The organism is Corallococcus sp. RDP092CA (assembly GCF_041903675.1).
Lineage (GTDB): Bacteria > Myxococcota > Myxococcia > Myxococcales > Myxococcaceae > Corallococcus.
Map to the genome: position 1 here is coordinate 97,015 of NZ_JAYESI010000026.1, position 24,277 is coordinate 121,291.

24 protein-coding genes and 3 pseudogenes are annotated in these 24,277 nt (G+C 70.8%); 10 read left to right on the forward strand and 17 right to left on the reverse strand.

The features are described from left to right. Positions 1–4: 4 nt before the first annotated feature. Together U8525_RS25335 and U8525_RS25340 are read right to left on the reverse strand one after the other, a co-directional pair. Positions 5–799, reverse strand: a complete 795-nt coding sequence (locus tag U8525_RS25335; protein ID WP_374268892.1) for an MlaE family ABC transporter permease — start codon at positions 797–799, stop codon at positions 5–7. Continuing rightward, positions 796–1,302 carry a hypothetical protein gene (locus U8525_RS25340; protein WP_374268893.1) on the reverse strand — a complete coding sequence of 169 codons (507 nt, stop codon included), beginning with the start codon at positions 1,300–1,302 and terminating at the stop codon, positions 796–798. The genes U8525_RS25335 and U8525_RS25340 overlap by 4 nt, the downstream gene beginning before the upstream one ends. Before the next feature lie 333 nt (positions 1,303–1,635). On the opposite strand from U8525_RS25340, the gene U8525_RS25345 reads away from it, so the two are divergent. After that, positions 1,636–2,019, forward strand: a complete 384-nt coding sequence (locus tag U8525_RS25345; RefSeq protein ID WP_374268894.1) for a hypothetical protein — start codon at positions 1,636–1,638, stop codon at positions 2,017–2,019. 1 nt (position 2,020) lies between these two features. On the opposite strand, the gene recF is transcribed toward U8525_RS25345, so the two are convergent. From recF to U8525_RS25370, 5 genes and pseudogenes are all read right to left on the reverse strand, one after another. Further along, on the reverse strand, positions 2,021–3,151 hold the full coding sequence (gene recF, locus U8525_RS25350) for a DNA replication/repair protein RecF (protein ID WP_374268895.1): 1,131 nt from the start codon (positions 3,149–3,151) through the stop codon (positions 2,021–2,023). Between the two features lie 99 nt (positions 3,152–3,250). After that, a complete protein-coding gene (locus U8525_RS25355) occupies positions 3,251–3,694 on the reverse strand; it encodes a hypothetical protein (protein WP_374268896.1) in 444 nt (147 codons plus the stop codon). Then, complete coding sequence (locus U8525_RS25360) at positions 3,691–4,545, reverse strand: type VI immunity family protein (RefSeq protein ID WP_374268897.1); 855 nt, start codon at positions 4,543–4,545, stop codon at positions 3,691–3,693. The genes U8525_RS25355 and U8525_RS25360 overlap by 4 nt, the downstream gene beginning before the upstream one ends. Positions 4,546–4,592: 47 nt before the next feature. Next, complete coding sequence (locus U8525_RS25365) at positions 4,593–5,390, reverse strand: hypothetical protein (RefSeq protein ID WP_374268898.1); 798 nt, start codon at positions 5,388–5,390, stop codon at positions 4,593–4,595. 312 nt (positions 5,391–5,702) lie between these two features. Then, positions 5,703–5,951: pseudogene (locus U8525_RS25370) on the reverse strand (transposase domain-containing protein); the annotation flags it as partial. A gap of 172 nt (positions 5,952–6,123) precedes the next feature. On the opposite strand from U8525_RS25370, the gene U8525_RS25375 reads away from it, so the two are divergent. Both U8525_RS25375 and U8525_RS25380 read left to right on the forward strand, forming a co-directional pair. Next, a protein-coding gene (locus U8525_RS25375) for an IS3 family transposase (RefSeq protein WP_374268899.1) occupies positions 6,124–7,268 on the forward strand; the annotation gives its coding sequence in 2 pieces (ribosomal slippage) (positions 6,124–6,379 and positions 6,379–7,268; 1,146 coding nt in all). Between the two features lie 3 nt (positions 7,269–7,271). Continuing rightward, positions 7,272–7,880: a transposase gene (locus tag U8525_RS25380; RefSeq protein WP_374268900.1), complete on the forward strand. Its 609-nt coding sequence runs from the start codon at positions 7,272–7,274 to the stop codon at positions 7,878–7,880. Positions 7,881–7,885: 5 nt separating this feature from the next. On the opposite strand, the gene U8525_RS25385 is transcribed toward U8525_RS25380, so the two are convergent. The 5 genes from U8525_RS25385 to dnaN form a co-directional block, all read right to left on the reverse strand. Next, on the reverse strand, positions 7,886–9,034 hold the full coding sequence (locus tag U8525_RS25385) for a serine/threonine-protein kinase (protein ID WP_374268901.1): 1,149 nt from the start codon (positions 9,032–9,034) through the stop codon (positions 7,886–7,888). After that, the gene (locus tag U8525_RS25390) at positions 9,031–10,101 is read right to left on the reverse strand and encodes a site-2 protease family protein (RefSeq protein ID WP_374268902.1); all 1,071 of its coding nucleotides are present in this window, start codon (positions 10,099–10,101) and stop codon (positions 9,031–9,033) included. Before U8525_RS25390 ends, U8525_RS25385 begins: the two co-directional genes overlap by 4 nt. Next, on the reverse strand, positions 10,094–10,828 hold the full coding sequence (locus U8525_RS25395) for a hypothetical protein (RefSeq protein WP_374268903.1): 735 nt from the start codon (positions 10,826–10,828) through the stop codon (positions 10,094–10,096). Before U8525_RS25395 ends, U8525_RS25390 begins: the two co-directional genes overlap by 8 nt. A gap of 84 nt (positions 10,829–10,912) precedes the next feature. After that, positions 10,913–12,145, reverse strand: coding sequence for a hypothetical protein (locus tag U8525_RS25400; protein ID WP_374268904.1), 1,233 nt, complete (start codon positions 12,143–12,145; stop codon positions 10,913–10,915). A gap of 113 nt (positions 12,146–12,258) precedes the next feature. Further along, positions 12,259–13,365, reverse strand: coding sequence for a DNA polymerase III subunit beta (dnaN, locus tag U8525_RS25405; RefSeq protein ID WP_374268905.1), 1,107 nt, complete (start codon positions 13,363–13,365; stop codon positions 12,259–12,261). Between the two features lie 285 nt (positions 13,366–13,650). On the opposite strand from dnaN, the gene U8525_RS25410 reads away from it, so the two are divergent. After that, a complete protein-coding gene (locus U8525_RS25410; RefSeq protein WP_374268906.1) occupies positions 13,651–14,151 on the forward strand; it encodes a hypothetical protein in 501 nt (166 codons plus the stop codon). A gap of 46 nt (positions 14,152–14,197) precedes the next feature. On the opposite strand, the gene U8525_RS25415 is transcribed toward U8525_RS25410, so the two are convergent. Genes U8525_RS25415 through U8525_RS25425 form a run of 3 tightly spaced genes read right to left on the reverse strand, consistent with a single transcriptional unit; the run spans position 14,198 to position 17,759 of the window. Then, positions 14,198–16,462: a caspase domain-containing protein gene (locus U8525_RS25415; protein WP_374268907.1), complete on the reverse strand. Its 2,265-nt coding sequence runs from the start codon at positions 16,460–16,462 to the stop codon at positions 14,198–14,200. Next, positions 16,459–17,283 carry an ActD-like protein gene (locus U8525_RS25420; RefSeq protein WP_374268908.1) on the reverse strand — a complete coding sequence of 275 codons (825 nt, stop codon included), beginning with the start codon at positions 17,281–17,283 and terminating at the stop codon, positions 16,459–16,461. Before U8525_RS25420 ends, U8525_RS25415 begins: the two co-directional genes overlap by 4 nt. Continuing rightward, positions 17,280–17,759 (reverse strand): RNA polymerase sigma factor, encoded by a 480-nt coding sequence (locus tag U8525_RS25425; RefSeq protein WP_120565395.1) that lies wholly within the window; start codon positions 17,757–17,759, stop codon positions 17,280–17,282. Before U8525_RS25425 ends, U8525_RS25420 begins: the two co-directional genes overlap by 4 nt. Positions 17,760–18,119: 360 nt before the next feature. Between U8525_RS25425 and U8525_RS25430 the strand changes: the two genes are divergently transcribed. From U8525_RS25430 to U8525_RS25450, 5 genes and pseudogenes are all read left to right on the forward strand, one after another. Continuing rightward, positions 18,120–18,779: a B12-binding domain-containing protein gene (locus U8525_RS25430; RefSeq protein ID WP_374268909.1), complete on the forward strand. Its 660-nt coding sequence runs from the start codon at positions 18,120–18,122 to the stop codon at positions 18,777–18,779. Between the two features lie 4 nt (positions 18,780–18,783). Next, positions 18,784–19,488, forward strand: coding sequence for a hypothetical protein (locus U8525_RS25435; protein ID WP_374268910.1), 705 nt, complete (start codon positions 18,784–18,786; stop codon positions 19,486–19,488). Beyond that, complete coding sequence (locus U8525_RS25440; protein ID WP_374268911.1) at positions 19,485–21,536, forward strand: ATP-binding protein; 2,052 nt, start codon at positions 19,485–19,487, stop codon at positions 21,534–21,536. Before U8525_RS25435 ends, U8525_RS25440 begins: the two co-directional genes overlap by 4 nt. Positions 21,537–21,612: 76 nt before the next feature. Further along, a pseudogene (locus U8525_RS25445) lies at positions 21,613–21,834 on the forward strand (response regulator); the annotation flags it as partial. Positions 21,835–21,946: 112 nt separating this feature from the next. Then, positions 21,947–22,051, forward strand: a pseudogene (locus U8525_RS25450) (hypothetical protein); the annotation flags it as partial. A gap of 247 nt (positions 22,052–22,298) precedes the next feature. On the opposite strand, the gene U8525_RS25455 reads toward U8525_RS25450, so the two are convergent. Continuing rightward, positions 22,299–22,664: a helix-turn-helix transcriptional regulator gene (locus tag U8525_RS25455; RefSeq protein WP_374268912.1), complete on the reverse strand. Its 366-nt coding sequence runs from the start codon at positions 22,662–22,664 to the stop codon at positions 22,299–22,301. A 296-nt stretch (positions 22,665–22,960) separates the two neighbouring features. Next, positions 22,961–23,356: a hypothetical protein gene (locus tag U8525_RS25460; RefSeq protein ID WP_374268914.1), complete on the reverse strand. Its 396-nt coding sequence runs from the start codon at positions 23,354–23,356 to the stop codon at positions 22,961–22,963. A gap of 194 nt (positions 23,357–23,550) precedes the next feature. On the opposite strand from U8525_RS25460, the gene U8525_RS25465 reads away from it, so the two are divergent. After that, complete coding sequence (locus U8525_RS25465; RefSeq protein ID WP_374268916.1) at positions 23,551–24,141, forward strand: DUF2378 family protein; 591 nt, start codon at positions 23,551–23,553, stop codon at positions 24,139–24,141. Positions 24,142–24,277: the final 136 nt, after the last annotated feature.

A 24,277-nucleotide genomic window follows, 5' to 3' on the forward strand; every position in this document is an offset into this window, starting at 1 on the left:
GGCTTCAGAAGTAGAGCGTGATTTTCGTGATGAAGAAGTCCGCCAGGCACACGGTGACGGAGGTGATGGCCACCGTCTGCGTGGTGGCGCGGCCCACGCCCTCCGTGCCGCCCTCCACCGCCAGCCCCTTGAAGCAGCCGACGAGGCCGATGATGAGCCCGAACACGGCGCCCTTGACGACGCCGGAGACGAAGTCGCCCATCAGCACCGCGTCCAGCGCGCCCTGGGAGAACTGGTCCAGGGAGATGCCGTACTGGGACTTCACCACCAGGGCGCCGGCCACCAGGCCCACCACGTCCGAGAACACGGTGAGCACCGGCAGCACGATGAGGCACGCGAACACGCGCGGCACCACCAGCTTGCGCAGCGGGTCCGCGCCCAGCGCGCGGATGGCGTCCACCTGCTCCGTCACGGTCATGGAGCCCAGCTCCGCGGCGATGCCGGACCCGATGCGCGCGCCCACGGTGAGGGCGGTGAGCACGGGGGCCAGCTCGCGGAACAGCGTGAGGATGACCACGCGGCCCACGGTGTACTGCACGCCGAAGCGGGCGAGGAAGTAGCCGAACTGGAGCGAGATGACGAGCCCGGCGAACGTCGCGGTGAGCAGCGCGATGGGCAGCGAGCGCACGCCCAGGGACTCGGTGTGGAAGATGAGGCCGGCCCAGTCGTAGGGAGGGCGCACGGCGCGGCTGAACACCTGGCCGGTCATCACGGACAGCGCGCCCAGGGACTCCATGCGCTCGCGCAGGCGCTCCTTGAGGTTGGGGCCGCCGGCGAAGAGCTTCGCCTCGGGCATCATCGCAGGCGCTCCGAGTGGAAGCCGCTGAAGACGCCCTCGAAGTCCGCCATGCGCGCGTCGGCGGTGCCCACGGGGGCGACGTAGCTGAAGTCGAAGACGCAGTTGTCCTTCTTCAGCACCACCAGCTCCAGGGACACGGGCACGCCGTCGAGCCGCGCGACGTAGCGGCTCCGGAGGGCCTCGCGGCCGTCCAGGGTGAAGGTGCGCTGGCCCAGGTCCTGCCGCTCGGTGAAGCCCATGAGCAGGTGCTTCGTGAGGACCTGGAGGGACGGGTCGTCGTGGTCCCGGCAGGTGGCGTTGGTGGCGATGACGCGGCCGGTGTCGCCGCGCTCCACGAAGGCGAGGTCGTTGTCGGCGAAGCCGCGGCGCTCCCAGACGTCCTGGGACAGCGGGCCGACGCGGTACTTCACGTCGGACTTCCGGAGCACCGAGTCCTCGAACGTCGCGCGGTGGCACCCCGCGAGGAGGGCGGACAGCACGAGCGTCAGCAGCAAGCGCGGCATGGCACCATTTTCAATTCAAACGTCCCGGGAGCCCGGTGGGACGGTGAGCCCTCGTCATGGTGCACGCCTGACGGGTCCGCAAGAACTTCAACCGCTTCGTCGGCGCGAACGTCGACTTCCGGGCCCATTCGCGGCGCACGGCGGTCGAGTGCCCGGCGCCCCGGCGGCCCCCCGGGCGGGGGACGCCGCCCCCGGGCCGGGTATTCCCGCGCAAAGGCCGGGGCCGCTCTCCCGCCGTGTCCCCGGTCGGACTGGAGGAGGTCGGGTGCATGCGGACATGGGGAGGTCGCATGTTCAGCCGGGAGCCGGGGGATTCTCACCGAGGAGGATGAGATGGACGGCGGACTGGCGATATTCGGGTTCGGTTTGTTCCTGCTGTCGATTGCCAATCTGTACGCGCGCACGGCGTACTGGCTGGCGTGGCCGCTGCTGGCGCTCTCCATGGTCGCCATGGGAATGGCCTTCAGCGAGTCGAAGCGCCTGCGGGATGTCTCGCTGGGGCTGGCGGCGGTGCTGGGGGTGTTGTTCATCGCCGCGTTGGCCACGGGCACGGCGTGGTGGTTGACGCTGGCGGTCTTCCTATTCGCGGTGGCGTTCGGGCTGCTGTGGGCGGAGTTCCGCTTCGAGTACTTCGGGCACGTGACGCGGCAGGAGCTGCCCCATCACTCGGGGCGAAGGTCGGTGCACTGGCCCTGGCACCGGCGGCGGGCGCACTGACTCAGGGGGCGGGCGGCGGCTCGGTGGCCACCTGTCCGGCGTGGACGGTGAGCCAGAGGGTGTCACCGGCGGCGGCGGCCCGGACGAGCCCCGCGTCGGTGGTGGTGAGGAAGACCTGCGCGCCGCTCCGGGCTAGGTAGCCCATGAGATAGGCATTGCGCTCGGGGTCCAGCTCGCTGGAGACGTCATCCAGGAGCAGCAGGGGGAGGAAGCCCATGGCGGCCTCCAGGTTTTCGATCTCCGCGATCTTCCAGCCCAGCACCAGGGCGCGCTGCTGCCCCTGGCTCGCGTAGGCGCGCGCGCTGCGTCCGCCCAGGGTGACGGAGACGTCGTCCACGTGCGGGCCCACGGAGGTGAAGCCGCGGTCCAGGTCGCGGCGCAGGCGCGCGGAGAGGGCCTCGCGCAGGGCGGAGGCGAGCGCGGCTTCATCGGCGTGGGCGAAGTCCGCGCCGAGGTGCGCGGGGTGGTAGCCATAAACCGCGGGGTCGGCGGTGCGGCCGATGGACGCGAAGGTGGCCTGGGCGCGGGAGGCGAGCTCGGCCATCAGCGCGCGGCGGCGGGCGTAGAGGCGCGCGCCCGCGCGGGCGAGGGTCTCGTCGTACGCGTCGAGGTACGCGGCGTCGACGGTGGCGCCGTCGCGGAGCAGGCGGTTGCGGTTCTTGAGGGCGCGGGCGTACTCGCGGCTTTCCTTGAGGAAGGCGGGGAAGCGGTTGAAGACGGCGCGGTCGAGGAAGGCGCGGCGTGCGTCGGGGCCGCCCTTGATGACCTCCAGGTCATCCGGGGTGAAGGCGACGACGGAGACGCCGCCGAAGTAGTCCTCGAGGCTGGCGGCCTTCTTGCCGTCCACGAGGGCCTGGCGGGTGCCGCCGCCGACCTCGACGGAGATCTCGCGCTCGGCGCCCTTGAGGAGGAAGCGGCCGGTGACGCGAGCGGCCTGGGAGCCCCAGCGGACGAGCTCGGAGAGGCGGCCGGCGCGCAGGGGCTTGAGGGTGGCGAGGAAGTAGAGCGCCTCCAGGAGGTTGGTCTTCCCCTGCCCGTTCTGGCCCACGGCGATGGTCGCGTGAGGGCTGGGCGCGAGCTGCACCGCCGGGAGGTTGCGGAAGTCCTGGACCTGGAGCGAGAGGAGGCGCACAACGTCACCGAGAAGGGGGAGTGCTTCGTACTACAGGCCTCCCATGACCCGATGAAGATATCCGCCTCTGACCGTGGCGGTGCCCTTGGCTGGCTGCTCTCACGGTCGCCGGAAGGACGCGATGGTCTTCAAGACGTTCCAGAGCCCGAAGAACGCACGGCCGGGCTCGACGTCGACCTCGATGTCCGCGGCATCTCGAAGTTGGAGCTTGAGCCGGCTCATGGACATCTTGCCGCCCGCGGCCTGAAGGTGCGCCGCGTCTGTCGTGGCGTTCTCCAGGTCGCTCCAGGGAATGGACCGGAAGCCATGCGCCTGCGCCAGCAGGATGCGCTCGGTGCTGATGAGCACCCAGTGTTCGGGGTCCTGGAAGAAGGCGAGCACCGGCAGTTCTTCCGCCGTCAGTGCGGCTCGCTCCAGGAGGTAGGCACGGGTCTCCACGGGGAGGTTGTCGAACGGGCGCGTCCATGTCCCTTCGCCGCCCGTCTGACTGAAGACCCGGAGCAACCTTCGGAGCCGGGACTCCGCGCTGATTGGAATGCTCATGGGCACAGCCGTCGTCTCCAGCGGTCCAGGTAGCGCCCGATGCCGTCCTCCCCTGACTCGTACATGAAGGGTTTCAGAAAGCAGGCCAGGGCACGGTACTGGGGCGGAATGGGGGCCTGCTCGATGTCGATGGCCTCGGGCCATTCGCTCAAGGTCAGCAGCAGACGTTCCTGCTCCATGGGGAGGAAGGAGACTTCCGGGAACGGCAGTGCCTGTCTCAGGGCGTCGGCGCCACCGAGCCGGTCCAGCAGCGGTAGGCCCAAGAAGGTGAGCCAGTGCGCGCCCAGGGCGTGGGTTCCGATGACGTAACCGATGTCGGCAGACGTGGACAGGTCTACGCCCAGATACCGCGCGGAGTATTTCTCCAGGAGCTTCCAGTCCCCTGCGGTCCAGGAGCCATCTCGCGAGACGAGAGCGAAGCTCGCGTAACCGAAATGGAAGGGCAGCTCCCGAGCCAACTCCAATACCAGGGCCCGCATCCGCTGGGGTCCCTGTTCCAGGAGGTATTCAGTCGGGAAGGTGAAGGAAATCGCCGTGGCGGGCGCGCCATGGATTGGGTTGTCGAGGTTCAGACCGTGGTACTCGAATTGGTACCCACCGGTCCCTCCAGGCAGGTCGGACAACCCGATGTGCCAGGCCAGGGCCCAGGTGCAATCCAGCATCTTCTTGCGAGTGACGTCCCATCCGTCCGCATCCAGCTCAAGGACATCCCCATCGTCCGCGCCGTACCAGTTCAGCGACTGGGGCGGGATGGCGCGAAAATAGGTCTGCAAGGCCCGCCAGCATTCCTGAGCCACGGTCCTGTGGTCATGGGGGATGAAGAACGAGACCACGACACCGTCGCGGGCCACGACCGAGCCCCCCCTGGAATGAAGACGAAGGACAGGGAGGCTCTCTCTCATCGCGGGGGCACCACTCCATTCTGAGGAGAAACGAGCAGGGCTTTCCCTCCAAGCGCCTCCTGGTAGATCCGTCCCTGCGTTTGTCCCTTATAGGGACTGCCGTCTCCATAGACGGTCCACTGAGGTTCGTTGTCCTCAGGGCAGGGGAACTTGAAGTCGAGGGTGAGCGCGGCCTTGAGCAGGTCGCGGTCCGGATAGAGGACGAGGTCTGGCTTGATCGTGCCTCGGAGCTCATCGGTGCATCCCTCGGCGAGCATCCGCGTCTCCTTCTCCCTGCTGATCGTCTCCACGAACCGGGCATTCCGATAGTAGCGGTAGCGCTGCTCGATGCTGTAGGGCGCGGCCCAAAGTTCCTTGAGCACCTCCTCTGCGCATTGGAGGACCAGGACGTGCTTCTGCTTCCCGAGTTGCATGGCCCGGGTGATGGGGTTGCCGCAGCGATCGCGCCCTACCACCTCGCGGCACTCCTGGCGCGTCGGCGGACGGTCCTGAAAGAAACGCATATTGCCCTGACGCTCGGCCTGGACCGCGCATTCCGCGAGTCGTTCCTCCAATTCATCCGCTCCGTGGCCCCGATGCATCAATCCGAGGATGACGGGGGCCGCCTGGACCAAGATTGAAGCCGAGGAGGAAGAGGCGCCCTGCTCGGCGACCCAGGCTGCATGGCGCAGCTTCCCAGCGGTCTCCGAGTCGACGAAGCGCAGGTCACTGTGCGCGGAGCGCCGTGTGCTCCCGCCAGCACAGGCCGTGAGTAGCGCGATGGCCGCGCCCAGGCGTAGGAGCTTCCAATCCATGCTCCGGAATCTACCGTCCAGCGAAGCCTGCGGACATAGACGCGGTCAGAAGGTCGCCATCCAGGTGTGGTCAGCAGCCGACGGTGCCACTTCGCGCGGGCTCCTGGCCATCACCCAGTCTCCACGGTCAGGAAGGGGACGTAGCCACCCGCGGCGGTGCGCTCATAGGCCACCACCGGACCCATCGCGTTGAGGCGTTGGCCCAGGAAGAGGCGTAACCGACCGACGGGCGACGTTCGACGGATGCCCCCTTCCGCTCGCGATGCATGGCAGCCGCGCGTGGAGGTCGTGGTCGCCAAGGCGTGCGTCGCTTCAGGAAGAGTCAGGCGCGGAGGCTGCGGACGGCTGCCAGCGGTGCGGCAGCAACTCGTCCAGGCGTGACGCGGGGTGGCTGCCAAGACGCATCAGCACGTCGGTGAGGTACGCCTCGGGATTGATGCCGTTCGCCTCGCACGTAGCGACCAGGGAGCTGAGCCCCGCCAGATTGCGACCCGCTTCGTCATTGCCGACGAAGAGGTAGTTCCCCCCTGTGCCAGCGTAGTTGTCGCCCGGACCGCGAGGCCGGCAGAAGCACCCAGGGGGCATGAAGGGCAGACAGGACGTGCCGTACACGGAGCAGTTCAAGGAGCAGATGGTGCGCCGGATGATGGGGCCGGAGGCGCTTGGTCTGCCCCCCGATTTTCGGACCAGTTGAAGCGTGAGAGAGTCCTCGCGGCCAGGAGGAAGGTCGGTCGTGAGGAAGAGCAGATTTACCGAGGAGCAGATGGTCCGTGTCCTGCGGGAGGCGGAGGCGCCTGGAGCCAGCGTGGTGGAGGTGGCCCGGAAGCACGGCGTCGCCGAGCAGACGCTCTACCGGTGGCGGCAGAAGTTCGGCGGTATGGAGGCCAGCGACGCGGCTCGGCTCAAGGAGTTGGAGAAGGAGAACTCGCGCCTGAAGAAGCTCTTGGCCGAGAGGGATCTCGAAATCGAGGTGATGAAGGAAATCTCCACAAAAAAATGGTGAGCGCGCCCGTCCGCCGCCGGCAGGTGCGGTACGCCGAGAAGCGAGGCGTGTCGCAGCGCAGGGCGTGCGCGCTGCTTCAGGTGGCACGCAGCAGCCTGGGTTACGCCAGCCGCAAGGAGGAGAAGGACGCGGCGCTGGTGGAGAAGCTGCGCGGCATTGCTCGGGCACGCCCCCGGTTCGGTTACCGGCGGGCCTGGGCCCTGCTGCGGCGTGACGGGCCTGCCGTCAACGTGAAGCGGGTGCACCGGCTCTGGAGGAAGGAAGGGCTGGCGCTGTCTCGCAGGCGGCCGAGAAAGCGCCTTCGGCTCGGACAGCCGCGGCAGCCGAAGCCCGAGGGCGTCAACTCCGTATGGGCCTGGGACTTCGTGCACGACGCATGCGCCAACGGGCAGAAGCTCAAATGCCTCACCGTCGTGGACGAGCACAGCCGCGAGTGCCTGGCCATCGACGTGGCCGGGCGCATCAACGCCAGGCGCGTCATCGAGGTGCTCTCGCGCTTGGTGGCGGTGCACGGTCCTCCGAAGTACCTGCGAAGCGACAACGGCCCGGAGTTCATCGCCAAGGCCCTGCGCAGGTGGCTGGAGGCCAGCGGCATCCAAACGGCCTACAGCGACCCGGGCAAGCCCTGGCAGAACGGCACCAACGAGAGCTTCAACGGCCGCTTCCGCGACGAGTGCCTGTCGGCGGAGTGGTTTGCCACCAGGAGGGAGGCCGTCGTCCTCATCGAGGCGTGGCGGCGCGACTACAACGAGAAGCGTCCGCACAGCAGTCTGGGCTACAAGACACCCGCGGAGGTCGGAGCTCGCCGTGCCCATGCCGGCCCCGCTGCATCATTCCCCGAGCACGGCATCAGCAACGCCGCAGGACTCTCGTAACGCGTGGCCCGAAGAACGGGGGCAGATCATCTACTGGTGATGGACGTGTACAGCCGCCGGATTATGGGCTGGCAGGTGCACGAGGAAGAGTCGTCCGACAATGCCTCCGCGCTGCTGCGCCGTGCGACGCTGGAGGCCGACAGTCCCGAGGGCCTGCGGCTGCACTCGGACAACGGCGGCCCCATGAAGGGCGCCACCTTGCTGGCCACCCTCCAGTGGCTGGGCGTGGTGCCTTCCTTCAGCCGCCCGCGCGTCTCGGACGACAACCCTTTCTCCGAGGCTCTCTTCCGCACCTTGAAGTACCGGCCCAGCTTCCCCGACAAGCCCTTTGCTTCCCTCGATGAGGCGAAGGGCTGGGTCGCCTCCTTCGTCGCCTGGTACAACTGCCAGCACCGCCACAGTGCCCTGAGCTTCGTCACCCCGGACGAGCGTCACTTCCGCCGCGAACAGCAGGTGCTGGCCCAGCGCGACGCGCTCTACCAGCGCGCTCGCCGCCGTCACCCGGAGCGTTGGCGCGGCAAGACGCGCGCCTGGACTCCCGCGGGCCCCGTGCGCCTCGGACCCTCCCCGCACCCCACCCAGGCAGTGCAGAAGTTGAAGCACTCGGCCTAATCCTTTCACGCGTCATCTACGTTGACACTCACCGGACGAACCGTGGCAATGAGCCATCGGGCGCCCTGCCGGATATCCAAGGTCCTCAGCCGGGGCAGGAGCCCCGCGTGGAGCAACGAGGACTTTCCTCCACCACTGGGGCCTTCCACCTGGACCCAGCGGCGAGCCCCAACGCGCGCTTCTTCCAGGAGCCCGAGCAGCGCCGCCACTTCCGCGTCACGTCCGTAGAAGAGCGCGGCATGGGACTCGGTGAAGGGTGCAAGCCCCGGGATGGGGCAGTCCTCGGGTTCAGGTTTCCAGGATTGCGCCAGGACCTCCTGGCACCGCTCCATGGAGGGCCGGGCCTCCGCCTCCTTGGCGAGGAGGGTGGCCACGAACGCGGACAGTGCCCCGGGCACATCCGGAGCGCATTGCCTCAAGGCAGGAGGTTCCTCCTTAGCATGCGCGGTCAGCAGTTCGATGGGCTCGGTCGAGGCGAAGGGCGTGTGGCCCGCGAGCAGTTCGAAGAGCACCACCCCCAGGGAGTACACATCTGCGCGCGGCCCGACAGACGCGGCACTGCGAAACTGTTCGGGCGCCATGTATGCGTACGTGCCAATGAGGGTCGACTCATGCGTATGGACATGGGTCAGGTCCAGAGGCCCCGCGTCACCGGGAGGCAGCTTGGCGATGCCAAAGTCCAGGAGCTTCACCCTCTGACCCGGAGCCTTCGTGGCCTCCGGGCAGAGGAAGATGTTCTCGGGCTTCAAGTCGCGATGGACGATGCCGCGTGCGTGGACGTCCACCATGACGCTCGCGATCTGACAGCACAGCGCCAGGGCCCCGAGGAAGTCGCCTCTGGATTTGTTCATCCATTCACGCAGGGACTGCCCCTGGAGCAACTCCATGGCGAGGAACGCGGTAGTGCCAATCCGCCCGCTGTCGAGAACGCGCACCACACCCGGATGGTCCAGTCGCGCCAGGGCCTGCGCTTCTTGAAGGAAGCGCGCGACAAGCTGGGGATCCTCCGCGGACTCGGGCGACAGCAGCTTGAGGGCCACCTCCTGTCCGGTTGCTTCGTGGAGCGCCGCGAAGACCTGCCCCATGCCTCCGCTTCCCAGCAGGCGGAGGAGCCGGTAGGGGCCCACCTGGATGAGCGTCTCGGGTCCGGTCACAGCGCCGCCGTCACTCCCGTCCAGTGCTGCGCGGCCCAGCCCAACGCGCCCAGGCCCACAACCAGCGCGCTGAACTCCACCAGCGTGCGCAGGTCTCCCTTCTCCGACGCGGGCGTGAGCAGGGCCCGGAACGCGGCCACTCCCGCGATGATCAACAGCAGGTTCTCTCCCGTGGCGAACCACGTCGCGCCCACCACGGCCACCACCAGCCATCGCTGCGGGCGCGCCAGCGCCCGGAACCCGCGTGAGCCGTCCAGCTGCCACACCGGCACCAGGTTGAACAGGTTCATCCATGCCGCGAAGTGCGCGATGGCACCCAGGACCTTCCACCCCGTCAGCACCGCCGCCACCAGCACCACCACCACCGCCGCGCTGCCCCAGATGGGCCCCGCAAGCCCCATGCGCGCATCCTCGCGCTCATCCACGGGCTCCTGTTTCAGGCGAACGACCGCACCAAAGCCCGGGATGAACATGGGCGCGCTGGCCTTGATGCCCAGCCGCCGCAGCGCCGCCACGTGCCCCATCTCGTGCACGTAGATGCACGCCACCAGCCCCAGCGCGAAGCTCCAGCCCCATATCGTCCAGTAGAAGCTCAGCGCAAACAGCATGGAGAACAGCGTGCTCGCCTTCGTGAGCCCGAGCAGCAGCAGCTTCCCCTTGCCCAACAGCAACGCCAGCACGAACTTGAACTTCCACAGCATCAGGCCCACCGCGCCCATGCTGGCCAACACCTTCGGCATCCCCGAACGCTTGCGCTCCGCCTCCACCAGCGGCCCCGACAACCCCTGCGCATCTGCCTGCTGACCCAACGCCTTCACCCGCGCCGTCACCTGCGCGTGCTGCGCCGTGCCCCGTGGCAACAACTCCAGGGCCTCGCGCCACAGCGCCAACGCCTCCATCGGCGCGCCCCGCCCTGACGCCGCCTGCGCGTCCGCCGCCAGCTGCGCCAGCCGCTTCGCGTACAGCAGCCGCTGGCACGACGGACACGTGAGCAGCCGGGGCGCGAGCTCCGAACCACACCCCTCACACCGCTGCGTGAGGAGCGAAACCGCGAGCGCTTCAGCCAACGGCCTGCTCCTGCTCCGCCGGCGCGGCCTCACCCTCCGCGGACGCCTCCTGCAACTTGTACGGCCCGCCGAGGTGGAGCTCCGTCCGCTTCGTGCGGCGCCACGCCTCGAACAGCGCGAAGCTGTAGATGAGTCCGGAAATGGGACTGTCGATTCCCACGAGCACCGGGGCCGCCGGAGTCAGCACCGCGGTCCCCAACAGCGCGGCGATTGTCTGGACGTCCTCGTCCACCGGCTCCGCTGCCGCCGGCTCCTCCGCTTGGGAGAACCCCGCCGACACCTCCTTGTACACCTGCGGCGCCAGCGACGCGGCCACCGACAGGTACGTCAGCACCACCGCCAGCGCCTGGTAGCCCCCGCCGCCGCGGCTCTCCGAGCCCTTGAACACCGCCATCCCCACCATCCACCCCACCCCGATGGCGACGAGGCCGATGTTGATGCCCGACAGGCTCACCACCCAGTACGCGATCGCGCCGGCGATGGCCGCGCCAACTCCAAACACGGATGCCTTCAAGACGCGCTTCAACTTCGAACCGCCCGTCATCGCCGCCTCCACGTCTTCGCGGCACGCGGGGCACAGCAGGCGCGTGTTCAAGTCGTAATACACGCTCTTGATGGCGCGCTGGCAGACGGAGCACTTCGGCGCAGAGGGCGCTTCGGTGAACTCGGCGCGGTCGAACTGAAGCGGCGCCGCGTCATCGGACGGCGGAGGAACAGGCTGGGTCATGGGCGGGGCTTGCGACAGGAAATGAAGAACGGGCCGGTCCAACCTAACAGAAGCCCGCCACCGCCCCCAAGCCGGTGTCTGTCTTCAGCCGCCCTGCCGCAGCGCCGCGTGCCGCGCCGCCTGCACCAGCGCCACCAGGTCCCGGTTCTTCGCCACGTCGCCCCCCGCGGGCCTCGCGTGCTCCGGCGAGAACAGCCGCGCGGGCGTGCGCGCCTGGCCCCGCAGCATCACGAAGAGGCGCAGGGCGTCCCGCAGGGCCTCCGCCTCCGGCCCCTCCTCCGCGCGCGCCCGCTGCGCGGCCTGCTCCAGCCGCGACCACGCGACCTCTTCGTTCCATGCGCCCCGGGGCCGCTCGCGCGACAGGGCCGCCAGCGCCGCCGCCGTCTCCACCAACCCCGCGCGCCCTTCCGTGAAGACGCTCCGCGCGGACAGCCGCAGCGCGGGGTCCTCCGACAGCGCGGCCCGCCAGGACAGGAGCGCGGACAGCTCCGCCTCGCGCGGCACCACCGGCGCCAGCTCCGCCTCCAGCACCGCGCGCACCCGCACCCGCGCCACGTCGTGCCAGAAGGCCGCGTGCAGCAGCAGCTCCGGCCCGCTGCGCGCCACCCGCGTCGGCGCCCGGCGCATGCGCCGCTGGAGGAAGTCCTTCACCCGCCCCCGGCTGTCGTAGCGCTCCAGCCGCTCCCACAGCGCCACCAGCGCGGCGGCGCCCAGCGGCAGCGCCCGGGCCAGCTCCCGCGCCTCGTCGTCGGTGAAGGCCGGCGCCCCCTCCGCCACGGGGCGCTTGAACACCCGCTCGAACACCTCGCCCGCGGCGCACGCGGCGCGCAGCTCCGGCAGGTTTCGCGGCAACAGCTCCACCGCCTGGGCCCAGACGCGGCCTCCCAGGAGCGGCGCCGCGTCCAGCGCCTCCGTCTCCAGGCGCAACAGCCGCTCGCCCAGCGTCGTGGGCCCCTCCTCCCGCGCGCCGTCGTCGTCCGCGCCGGAGTCCCTGGAGGCGCTGGCGGACAGCCGCCGCTCCACCGCGCGCTCCACCGCCTCGCGCAGGCGCTCCACCTCGTGCATCAGCCGGACGGGCGAGGCGTTGCCCGGCCAGCCCTCCGCCTCCACGCGGCGCCGCAGCGCGGCCAGCGTCGCGTCCACCTCCGGCTGGGCGATGGCCACCTCGCGCAGCAGCTCGAAGTGGTTGCGGATCCGGTCCTTCCAGAAGAAGGACTCCAGCACGCCCTTGAGCGCGCGGTAGCGCAGGCGCGTGGCCTCCAGGAGGTCCGCCCGGTCCTCCAGCCGCGCTCTCAGGTCGTCTGGACGGGTGGCCACGCCCCCATCATAGGGAGCGCACGCGCCGGACGCAGGCTCCCCCATGGCGCGGAGCGTCGGACGTGGAACGGTGGCGTCCCCGCGGACGTGGGAAGGTGGACGACAGCGCCGGCTCAGACGCGCATGGGCATGACCACGGCGGTGAAGCTGCGGTCGCCAGGGCCGTGCAGGACGCCCGGGCTGTGCTCGTCGCCCAGCTCGAAGCTGACCTCGTCCGTGTCCGTCACGCCCAGCACGTCCATCAGGTAGCGGGCGTTGAAGCCGATGGTGATGTCGTTGCCCTTGTAGTCCACGTCCAGCGCGTCGCGTGCCTCACCCAGGTCCGGGTTGCTGGCGGTGATGAGCAGCTTGCCCTGCTCCAGGCCGATGCGGATGGCGTTGCTCTTGTCCGCGGACAGGAGCGCGATGCGCTTGAGGCCCTCCAGCAGGCGCACCTTGGGCACGAGGACGACCTTCTCGCCCTCCTTGGGGATGACGCGCTGGTACTCCGGGAACTGCCCGTCGATGAGGCGCATCACCATGGTGAGGCCCGGCTTCTTGAACAGCGCCGAGTTCTCCGCGAACCCCAGGTGGCACTCCGCGTCCGGGGCCTCGTCCAGCAGGCGCTTGAGCTCCATCAGGCCCTTGCGCGGGATGATGACGCCGCTCTTGAGCTTGAAGTCGCCGGACATCTCGCGCTCGATGAGCGACAGCCGGTGGCCGTCCGTGGCCACCATGCGGACCTTGCCGCTGGGCTGGGGCTCGAAGAAGACGCCGTTGAGGATGTAGCGCGTCTCGTCGCTGGAGATGGCGAACTGGGTCTTCTTGATCATCTCCAGCAGCACGTTGCCGGAGATCTGCACCAGCGGAGCGTTCTCCTCCTTGGGCAGCTTCGGGTACTCCTCGGCGGCCATGCCGACGATCTTGAAGTGCGCGGAGCCGGAGGCGATGTCGACGTAGTTGTTCGCCAGCTTCTTGAGCGTGACCTCCGCGTCCGGGAGGTTCTGGACGATGTCGAAGACGTACTTCGCGCTCAGCGTGACGGCGCCCGGCTTGGACACGTCCGCCGCGTGCTCGGACACGATGCCGATGTCCAGGTCGAAGGCCGTGACCGTGATGCTGCCCTTGTTCGCCGTGAGCAGCACGTTGGCGAGGATGGGCATCGTCGTCTTGCGCTCCACGATGCCCTGGGCGCGGTAGAGGGCCTTCTTCAGCTCGTCGGCGGCGATGCGGAATTCCATCGTGGGCGTCCTTACAGGTCACGGCCCCGGAGGCCGCACTGACGGGCCGGATGTAGCCTGCGCATGCAGGAGCGTCAACGAAGGGAATCGCCCATCGTCCCTCTTGCGAACGGCGCTCCGCGGCCCTACGGCCGGGCAATCCGGACTGGTCGGGTGTCCAGGTGGGACATGGAGGAAAATCGCCCCTGTCACCCTGGCAGGCGGGCGCGCGGCCGGGCAGAGTGGACCCGGCCGTGCCCCTCCCGCGTTGAAGGAGGGCCTCCCCGCCCTCCTTCAGGAGTCGCCATGAACGCCCGCTCCCTGATTCTGTCCGCCGTGCTCGCGCTCGGCCCGGTGGCGTGCAGCACGCCGTCCTCTCCCACCGCGCAGCCGTCCGGCGGCGATGTGCCCGGCGCGGCGGCCCCCGCCGACCTGAAGCGGACCGAAGTGGAGGCGCCCGCGGGCGCCGCCAACGAGCCCGGCACGGCCACCCCCACCCCCTCACCCGGAGACGTCACCATGACCACCAGCACCGTCTACATCATCAAGGACAACGGGAAGCGCTGCTTCGCGCCGCCCTGCGACCACTACGACCTGTTCAGCGCGGACGCGCCGGACAAGAAGCTCCAGACCCTCCATGAGGTCGACCTGAGCGCCATCACGGGCGGGGACACCGAGAAGGCCAGCGAGCTCATGAAGCGCGCCTTCAGCGGGGGCCTCAAGGTGGAGGGCTCGCTGGACACGCGGCTCAAGGCCGGCCCCGCGGGCGACGCCATCGTCCTGCGCGCCACCCGCGTCGTGGACTGAGTCCCCTCGCACCGGGGCCGCGTCCCGCGCGGTCCCGGCGTGGGCCTCAGAGCCGCACGCCCATCTGGAAGCCGGGCCAGCGCTGCATGCGCGTGTCCGTGCCGATGGCGTGCGAGCGCACCGGCAGCGTGGTCAGCTTCGCGAACTCCGGCTCCCCCCACGTGAACGCCACGTTGTAGGTGGGACCGGCGAACACGGCCAGCCTCGGCATCACCTGGAAGCCCAGCATGGCGCGCGCCTGCGACAGCAGGGTGTTGGACGCGCTGGAGAACGGCTCCCGCGTGGACAGCACCTGGCTGCCCGCGACGTCCACGTCCACCCAGAAGCGCGAGCCCAGCGGGATGTGCCCGCCCACGCCCAGGCCCAGGCTGAAGCGCTGGACGCGGTCGTCCGGGCCAAGGCCCGCGAGCAGCGTCGTGTAGAGGTGCCTGCCGCCGAACTTCAGCGCCAGGTTGGCGAGCTGCACGTCGCTGCCGAACACCTCCAGGTGCAGCTGGCCCTCCTTCTCGTAGGAGACCAGCCCCAGCGGCACGCCGTTCACCGCGTCGGAGACGTTCACCAGCCCCAGCTGCACGCCGGTCACCGTGTCCGCGACGTTGAGCAACCCCAGCTGCACGCCGGACACGTCGCCGCCCACGTTGATCAACCCCAGCTGCACGCCGGTGAGGGACGGCGCGCGGTTGAGCAGCGCCGACCCCTGGATGCCCCGCGCCGCCGTCGTCACGGAGTTGACGCCCAGCGTGAACTGCACGCCCTTCATCGTGCCGTTCGCGTGGTTGACCCCCAGTGACAGCTGGAGCCCGGTGGCGTCCGCGGTGGTGACGTTGGCGCCCAGCGCCGCCTGCATGCCGCCCAGCGCGCCGCGCGCGACGTTCGCGCCCAGGGCCAGCTGCCCCACGCCGTCCACGTCCCCGTTGGCCACGTTGAGCCCCAGCGACGCCTGGGCGCCGGTCACCGCGCCGCCCGCCACGTTGGTGACGAGCGACAGCTGCGCGCCGCCCACGTCGCCGCCGGACGTGTTGAAGCCCAGCGCCATGGCCAGGCCGGACACCTCCGCGTCGTACACGTTGCCCGCCAGGCCCAGCGCCAGCCCGCCGCCCAGCGCCGCGCCGCCGTTGACGACGCCCAGCGCGAAGCGGTTCTCCACCTGCGCGCGGCCCGCCCGCAGCGTGTTGGTGCTCATCGCTGGCACGAGGCTCAGGTTCACCGGCAGCTGGACGCGGCCCTGCGGGGACGGGGGCACGCCGCCGCCTCCGCCGCGCATCACGGTGGCCTCGTGGCCCACGCCCAGGAAGTCCCCCGGGGCCAGCGGCGTGCGCGCGCCCTCCCTCAGGGTGAAGGCCGCCTCCGCCACGCCGCCGTCCCACTCGCGCCGGGCGCGGTAGGCGCCGGGGGCCAGGCCCAGCTCGGTGGCGCGGCCGGGCTGCTTCTGCACCTCCACCACCAGCGTGCCCACCGCGTCGCGCACGTACAGGCGGCCCTCCAGCGGCTCGGTGAGGACCAGGCCCGCGGTGGTGGCGCGCAGGTCGGTCATCACCAGGTCGCCGGTGCCGGCCAGCTCGATGTCGTAGTTGGGGTGCTGCGCGCCGCCCTGCGTGCGCTCGGTGCGCGCGAGCGTCTCGTGGAAGGCGAACTGGTAGGCCTCCGTGAGGGTGACGCGGCCGTCGTGGGTGACGTCCGCGGCGCCGCGCAGGCCGGACAGCAGGTGGTGGGTGAAGAACGAGCCGCCCAGCCGGTCCGACTCCTGCGACGCCTCGTCCGCGCTGGAGGAGGTGAGGATGGCGTGGCCCTTCACCTGGATGGCGGAGTCCACCAGGAACGCGGGCCGCGAGACGCCGCCCTTCTTGCGCGCGAACGCGCCGGACGCGCACGAGTCCAGCACCGCGATCCTCACGTCCGCGGGCAGCCCCTCCAGCGAGCGGCGCAGCTCGCCGTAGTCCAGGCGCTGCCCCTTGAGCAGCAGCCCCTCGTCGTCCGAGTGGCCGGAGTAGTACAGCAGCACCTCCACGCGGCGGGCCCCGGCCGTGCGGACGCCCTCCGCCATGCGGCGCACGCGGTCGAAGCCGGCGAGCACCCCCGCGCGGTCCACGTCCGTGAGGAGCACGCGGTCCTGGGGCAGCACGCCGCCCAGCTCCGACAGCACCGTGGAGAAGGCCCTGGCGTCGGTCTCCGCGTAGCGCAGCCGCACGCGCTCCGGGCCGCCGTCGTTGACGCCCACGAGCAGCGCCAGCCGGCGCACGGCGGCGGCCTCGGCGGCGTGGGCGGGGGGCGCCGCGGCCAGCGCGAACAGGAGGATGACGAGCGCTCTCATGGGGAGGGCTTCTCCAGCAGGAAGGACGTCTGCCCCAGGCCCGCGGGCAGGGGCAGCGGCGCGGTGCGCGCCTCGGGGGAGGTGGCCAGGACGCGCGCGGCGGCCAGCACGCCCTCCAGCTCGAAGGGGTGATCCGAGGTGACGAGGAAGAAGCGCTCGAAGCCGGGGGCATCGTCCAGCTCGTAGGCGCGGGGCAGGACGTGCGTGCCGCCGCGCGCCAGGGGCGCGGAGGTGTCCCCCTGGGCGGGCAGGTGCGGGGTGACGGTGCCCCGGCCATCCACGGAGAGGATGACGCCGTGGGCGTGGCCGGCGGCGGTGTATGACAGCTGCACCACGTCACCGGCCTGGGCCGGGGCGCCGTCGGTGAGGCGCTCGGAGCGGGTGTCGGCCTGGCGGTGGACGTCGAGCCGAGGCTGCAACCCCTTGCTGCGCGTGGGCTCCAGGACGCCGGGGGCCCCCGTCGCCGCCCACGGGTCGCGCGCCTCCTGCTGCTCGGGCGCCCCCGGCCGGACGAGGACGACGAAGGTGGCGGCGGCGAGCACCGGCACCAGCGCGGGCAGGAAGCGCCAGGAAGGGCGCGACGCGGGGGCCTCGGCGAGGGGGGTGACGCGGGCGAAGCGGGCCTTCACCTCGCGGGCGAAGCGGTCCGGGGGCAGGGCCTCCAGCGTGGCGCGCGAGTCGGCCTCCAGGGCGGCGAGGCGGGCGGGGCCGTCGGGTTCGCGGGCCAGGCGGTCGCGGGCGGCGGAGAGCTCGTCCGGGGGCAGCTCCCCCAGGGCGATGCGCTCCAGCAGCCAGTCCGGGGTGCGGTGGGGGGACGTCATGCGGCCTCCAGCTCCTGCAGGACAGCGGACAGGGCCCGGAGGCGCTTGCGCACTCCGGACACGGACAGGCCCACCTCGCGGGCGGTCTCCTCCAGCGTCATGCCGTCCACCAGGTGGAGCACGGCGATGTCGCGGCTGGACGCGGGGACGCGGCCGAAGAGGCGGTCCAGGAGGCCGCGGGCGGCGGTGCGCGCCTCGGTGTCGCCGGACGCGGCGATGCGCAGGACGAGCTCGTCGTCGCGGTCCTCGGGGCGCCGCTTCGCGCCGCGCAGGCGGTTGAGGCACACGCGGGTGGCGATCTGATGCAGCAGGCTGGAGGGCCCTGCGTCCTTCAGGGCGGCCTGGTAGCGCAGGAGCTGAACGAACACGTCATGCATGGCGTCCACGGCCTGTTCCTCGTCGCGCAGCAGGAAGCGACAGCGCCGGAGCACCTGGGGGCCGTAGCGTCGGTAATAGGCCTCCACATCGACGGACACCGCACGCGCCTCCCGGTTGGAGCAGGGAACACCGGCGCCCCGGAAATCTGTCACCGGCATTTTGACGAGAGCGGCGTCACTACCCCGTTTCCCCCACCCCGGCCACCCACGGCCAGGAAAGGAAGCCCCGCACGTCCGCCCGCCGGCCCTGGCCCGAGCGCGCGGAGCACACCCGCCCACCAGGCGGGCGCCCCCCTCCGGCTTCCGCGGGCCCGACCTTGGAGGCAGCTCGACCCGCAAGCGGAAAAGCAACCGGGCGCTCCGCTGGACCGGCGATTGTTCGTTTACGGATGCGGGAGGGCCGCCCAGGGTTTAACGGAAGCGCGGACGTCCCTACCCTGCCCCGTCCCCACCGCTCCCGTGCGCCAAACGACCCCTGCCATCGACTCGCTGCGGGCGCGGTATCTGGCCGCGCAGCTCTCCGGGAACCGCCAGGAGGCCCTGCGCCTGCTCGTGGACGAGGGGCTCCTGTGCGGCGTGTCCCTCCAGGCGCTCCACCTGGAGGTCATCCAGGCGGCCCAGTACGAGATCGGCCGGCTCTGGCAGGAGAACATCATCTCCGTGGCGCAGGAGCACCTGGCCACCGCCATCTCCCAGTACGTCCTGGCCCACCTGTACCGCCACCTGCCGCGAGATCCGCCCAACGGCAAGGTCGTGATGATGGCGTGCGTGGAGGGCGAGCTGCACGAGGTGGGCGCGCGCATGGCCAGCGACTTCCTGGAGATGGCCGGCTTCGACGTGCGCTTCCTCGGCGCCAACGTGCCCGCGGAGCACCTGGCCCGCCTGGTGCGCGAAGCCCCACCGGACCTGCTGGCCCTCTCCATCTCCATGCCCTTCCACATGCCCCAGGTCCGCGAGGCCGTGCGCAAGGTGCGCGCGGTGTCCCCGTCCCTGCCCATCGCCGTGGGCGGGCTCGCCTTCGACTGGGGCCCCGTCCTGGGAGACGCGCTGGCCGTGTCCTTCTTCGGCAAGAGCGTCCGCGAGCTGGTCACCTCCGCCTGCCGCACCCTGGGGGTCTGACGCCATGCCGAACGTGAGCCTCCAGGTGGAGGCGAGGACCGCCTCCATCGCCTCCGCCTCCGTTCAAGCCTTGTACGCGGACCCGTTCTGGGCCGCGCGCTACGGCGCCCAGCGCGCCCGCCGCTTCGGGGACGAGGACGCCGGCTTCCACGTGCGCTACCTCGTCCAGGCCCTGGACGCGTCCCGCCCCGCCATCCTGGAGGACTACGCGCGCTGGCTGCGCACCCTGCTCGTCACCCGCGGGATGTGCTCGCTGCACCTGGAGCAGCACTTCGAGGGGCTCCTCCGCGCCCTCGCCGCGGAGGGCTTCGGTCCGGACTCCCTGCCGCACGCCTACGTCCAGGCCGCGCGCCAGGCCCTGCGCCATGTGGAAGGCCCCGCCCACGCCCTGGAGGCGGACGCCGCCGGCCTCATCAGCGCGGTCGTCCGACGGACGGAGGCCCCGCTGCCGCCCGGCAGCCGCCCCCGCCTGGAGCAAGAGGTGCGGCTCCAGCTGTCCTATCTCGCGGATGCGCTCGCCCTGGGGCGTGAAGACCTGTGGCATGCCCATCTCCAGTGGTACGCGGGCTTCTGGCCCCAGCGGGGCCTGTCCCCCCTGACCTTTTCCCACCTCCTGGACGCGCTGAAGGCGGCCCTGGAGGGCGACCATCCCGAAGCACGGTCGCTGCTCGCGAGGGCCCCCGTTTCAGGGGAGGAGACGCACTCATGAGGAAAGAGGATGACCGCGCCCCCGCGATCTTCGAGGCCCTCAGCCGCGAGCTGGCGCTGGCCTGCGACGCGCAAGGCACGGTCGTCTGGCGCGACGAGCGCGCGGCGCGCCTCCTGGACGTCAAGCCCGGACAGGCGCTGAGGGACCTGGCCAGCCCCGGCAGCGAGAGCAAGGTGGAGAAGCTGCTCGTGCAGGCCCGCGACGAGGCCGTGGACGGCTGGGAGCTCCTCCTCCAGAGCCACCAGCAGCCCACGACGTTCGCCTTCCGCGCCCGCCCGCACGAGGGCGGCATCGCGCTGGTGGGCAGCCTGGTGCCGGAGGACTACGGCGCCGCGCTCACGCAGGTGGGCACCACGCTGGGAGAGCTGTCCGTGCTCCACCGCGAGACGGAGCGCCAGCAGCACGAGCTCAAGCGCCGCGCGGAGGAGCTGTCCCGCCTCAACCGCGAGCTGGAGGAGTCCAACCAGGGCGTGCGCAGCCTGCACGCCGCCCTGGACGAGAAGGCGGAGAGCCTCCAGCGCGCGTCCGAAATCAAGAGCCGCGTGGTGGCCAACGTGAGCCACGAGTTCCGCACGCCGCTGCACTCCATCCTCGGGCTGTCCAAGGTGCTGCTCAACCCGCTCAACGGCAGCCTCGCGCCAGAGCAGGAGAAGCAGGTCCAGTTCATCCGCGGCTCCGCGGAGGCCCTCTTCGAGCTGGTCAACGACCTCCTGGACCTGTCCAAGGTGGAGTCCGGCAAGACGACGCTGCGCCACAGCCGCTTCGTCGTGTCCGACCTCATGAGCGCGCTGCGCGGCATGACGCGGCCCCTGCTGGCGCCGGACTCGAAGGTGGCGCTCGACTTCGAGGAGCCACCGGAGCCCCTGGAGCTGGAGACGGACGAGGCCAAGCTCAGCCAGGTGGTGCGCAACCTCATCTCCAACGCGGTGAAGTTCACCGAGTCCGGCGCCATCACGGTGTCCGCGGCCCCGGGCCCGCGTGACACGGTGGTGTTCACCGTGAAGGACACGGGCATCGGCATCGCGCCGGAGCACCACGAGCGCGTCTTCGAGGAGTTCATCCAGCTGGACAGCCACCTCCAGCGGCGCGTGAAGGGCACCGGCCTGGGCCTGCCGCTGGCGCGCAGGCTGACGGAGCTGCTGGGCGGCACGCTCACCGTGCAGAGCGCGCCGGGGCGCGGCGCCACCTTCGTCGCCACCCTGCCGCGCGTCCACCCGGAGGTGTCGGAGATGGCGGGGCTCACCCGGCGCAGCGAGACGCTGGACCCCGCGCGCGCCCCGGTGCTGGTGCTGGAGGACGACCGCCAGACGCTCTTCCTCTACGAGAAGTACCTGGCGCGCTCCGGCTTCCAGGTGCTGCCCGTGCGCAGCGTGGAGGACGCGCGCAAGGTGATGCAGCGCGTGCGCCCCGCCGCCATGGTGCTGGACGTGATGCTGGAGGGCGAGACGAGCTGGAGCTTCCTCGCGGAGATGAAGAACGGGGAGCAGACGCGCGACATCCCCGTCCTCGTCGTCACCGTGACGGACCGCGAGCAGAAGGCGCGCGCCCTGGGCGCGGACGAGTTCTGGCTCAAGCCCGTGGACGAGGCGCGCCTGCAGAAGAAGCTGACCGCCATGGCGCGCACCGGGCCGCTGGAGCGGCTGCTCATCATCGACGACGACGACGTGCACCGCTACCTGCTCAAGCAGCTCTTGAAGGACACGCCCTTCCACCTGCTGGAGGCCGCCAGCGGCCGCGAGGGCGTCCGCTTCGCCCGCGAGCACGCCCCGCACCTCATCTTCCTGGACTTCGTGCTGCCGGACATCACCGCCTTCGACGTGCTGGACGAGCTGAAGGCGGACCCTCGCACGCGCGACATCCCCATCATCCTGCACACCTCCCACCAGCTCCAGGAGGCGGAGCGCCAGCGGCTGGCGCGCGAGACGTCCGCCATCCTCGCCAAGCACACGCTCAGCCGCGAGGTGGCCATCACCCGCATCCGCGACGCGCTGTCCAAGGCGGGGCTCGGCGGGAGCCGCAAGCTGCGCGAGGTGAACCCCCGTGGCTGAGGAACCCCGCCTGGCGACGGTCCTCAACGTCAACGACGATGAGGCCAACCGCTACCTGGTCAACCGCATCCTGGAGATGTCCGGCTACCGCGTGCTGGAGGCCGCCACCGGCATGGCCGCGCTCCTCATGGCGGAGGCGCACCGCCCGGACGTCATCGTCCTGGACGTGAAGCTGCCGGACATCAGCGGCTACGAGGTCTGCGCGCGCCTCCGGGCCAACGCGGCCACGGCCTCCATCGCGGTGATGCACACGTCCGCCACGTTCGTCACGCCGGACAAGAAGGTGCAGGGCCTGGAGGGCGGCGCGGACGCGTACCTCCCCCAGCCCTACGAGCCGTCGGAGCTCATCGCCACGGTGCGCTCGCTGTTGCGCCTGCGCCACGCGGAGCAGCTCGGACGCGCGCCAGTCCATGCGCGACCTCCTGGAGCTGTGGGGTCACCAGGTGGCGGTGGCCCAGGACGGCGTCCAGGGCGTGGCGCTGGCCCTGGCGCACGCGCCGGAGCTGGCGCTGGTGGACCTGGGCCTGCCGGGGCTGGATGGCTACGAGGTGGCCCGCTCCCTGCGCGCGCGTGGGGCAGCGGCTGCGGCTGGTGGCGCTCAGCGGGTATGGCGACGCGGCGGCCTGCCAGCAGGCCCTGAGGGCCGGGTTCGACGTGCACCTCACCAAGCCGGTGCGACCCGCCGACCTGGATCGCGTCCTGGCGAACCTCTGAAGGCGGTTCGCGCGCGGTCCCAGGCGTCTGGAGGCGGGGGAGGAGTGGCTACCGGCGCGTCAGCGCGTTGGCCACCAGGCCCAGCAGCTTCACCTGGGCGGGGTCCAGCTGGCGCACGCTGCGCAGCAGCCGGCGGACTTCCGGGCGCTCTGGCGTGGGCGGCGGCGCCTCGCTCGCGCGCGACGGCGGCGCGCCCTGCGCGGACAGGCCCAGCAGCTCGTCCGCGGAGACGTGCAGCTCGTGGCACAGCTTCAGCAGGGTCTGGACGCTGGGGAGCATGCCGCCTCGCTCCAGGCGACCGTACACTTCCGTCGCCACGTCGATCCGCTCGGCCACGTCGGCCTGCGTCAGCTCCATGCGACCCCGGGCGACCCGAGCCGATGCGCCGATGGTGGTTGCGAGTTTCTTGTCCATGCCTTTGCTTGCCGACCCGAAACGTTTGGCCGACGGCATAGGACGTATAGAGGCAGACAGACAGAACTTGCCGGGTCAGCATCCCATTGTTCACCCATAGGGTCGCTGCGCGGGAGGTGGACTTTCGGAGTCCGGGCAACCCCGACACCCATGATGCTTCTGAGACGGAGCGCCCTCTGGAAATGGCCTGCGCCGGGTGCATCATCAGGCGTTTCCGGGCTTGTCCGGAGGTGACCCATCACGTTGGAGCCGGCGTTTCCTACGGTGTTCGAGCGTCCTGCCGCCACTGCCACCCTTCAGGGTTGGCTCGTGTTCTCAGCGCCCTCCAGATACACGGCATCCGGCGCGTCGAGCGAGAGGGCTCCGGAGCGGGTGGGGCCGCCGCGGAAGAGATAGACGGCGCGCGTGTCGTCGCGCGGCAGCACCGCCACGTCCGCGTAGCCGTCGCCGTCCCAGTCTCCCAGGCAGCGCACCGTCACCGGCGCTGGCGTGTCCACGGTGAGCGCCTCGCCTTGACCATCGCCGTTGACGTCGCAGCCGCCATCCGCGGACGCGTGGGCCTCGAAGACGGGGGTGCTGAAGCGCGTGTCCGGCGCGTCGGAGGGCGGGGGCCCCGGGCAGCCGCCGCACAGCCCTCCCACCAGCGCCAGCAGGAGCAGCACACCTCGGTGGGCCCAGCGTTTCGCGTCCATGGTCCGCTCCGGTGACAACGGGGGAGCCTTGGGAATAGAGCGCCCAGATGAACGAACGATGACCGCGGGATTCCGGCGGATGAACCGCTGAATACACACGCGCGAGAGCCCGTCGAAGCGAGGCCGAAACACGTCTTCACACAGCCGTGATGCGTGGAAATGCGGACGGGCGTTATCGCCAGGGGATGGATGCGATGACCCTCCCCCGGGAAGCGCCGGCGCCGCTCGTGTTGGAGCAGGCGGTGGAAGCGATGCTCGCCTGCGTGGATGCCCAGACACCGGGCCTGCGCGAGACGCTGCGGTTCCTGGGCCTGTCGGACGAAGCGCGAGGCAAGCCGGCGTATCCGGCGCAGCTGTGGCCGCGCCTCATCGAGCGCATGGCGCGCCTGCTGAACCCGGGGCTGGGGGAGGCGCGAGCGCTCTACCTCCTGGGCGAGCGCTACGGCGCGAGCGTGAAGGCGTCCCGCCTGGGCGCGTCCCTGCATGACTTCGCGCGCGTGGTGGGGGCGGAGCGGATGCTCCAGCGCATGGCCCACAACGTCCAGTGGGGGCACACCTTCCTGGACGCCACGGTGGTGCCGCGCCCGGGGGGCGAGGCGTGGGAGCTGGTCATCCGTCCGCGCGCGGAGTTCGTGGGCCAGGCGTGGCTGGCCGCGGAGCCGCCCCGCTTCGCGCAGGGGCTGCTCACGTTCGCGTTCCAGGACGCGGGCGCGGTGCACGCCCGGGTGGACGTGCTGGAGCACGACCCGGTGAACGCCGCCACCCGCTTCCTGGTGACGCTGTAGTCGCTAGCGTGTCGTAGCTCGGCGTAACAGGTCCTCCGGAGTTCGGCGAACCCGGTCTGGGTGAGTTCGGCCAAACCGGTCCGCACCGGTTCGGCCAAACCGGTCCCCCCGGGCGTCCCGCCGACAGGCCACGCTG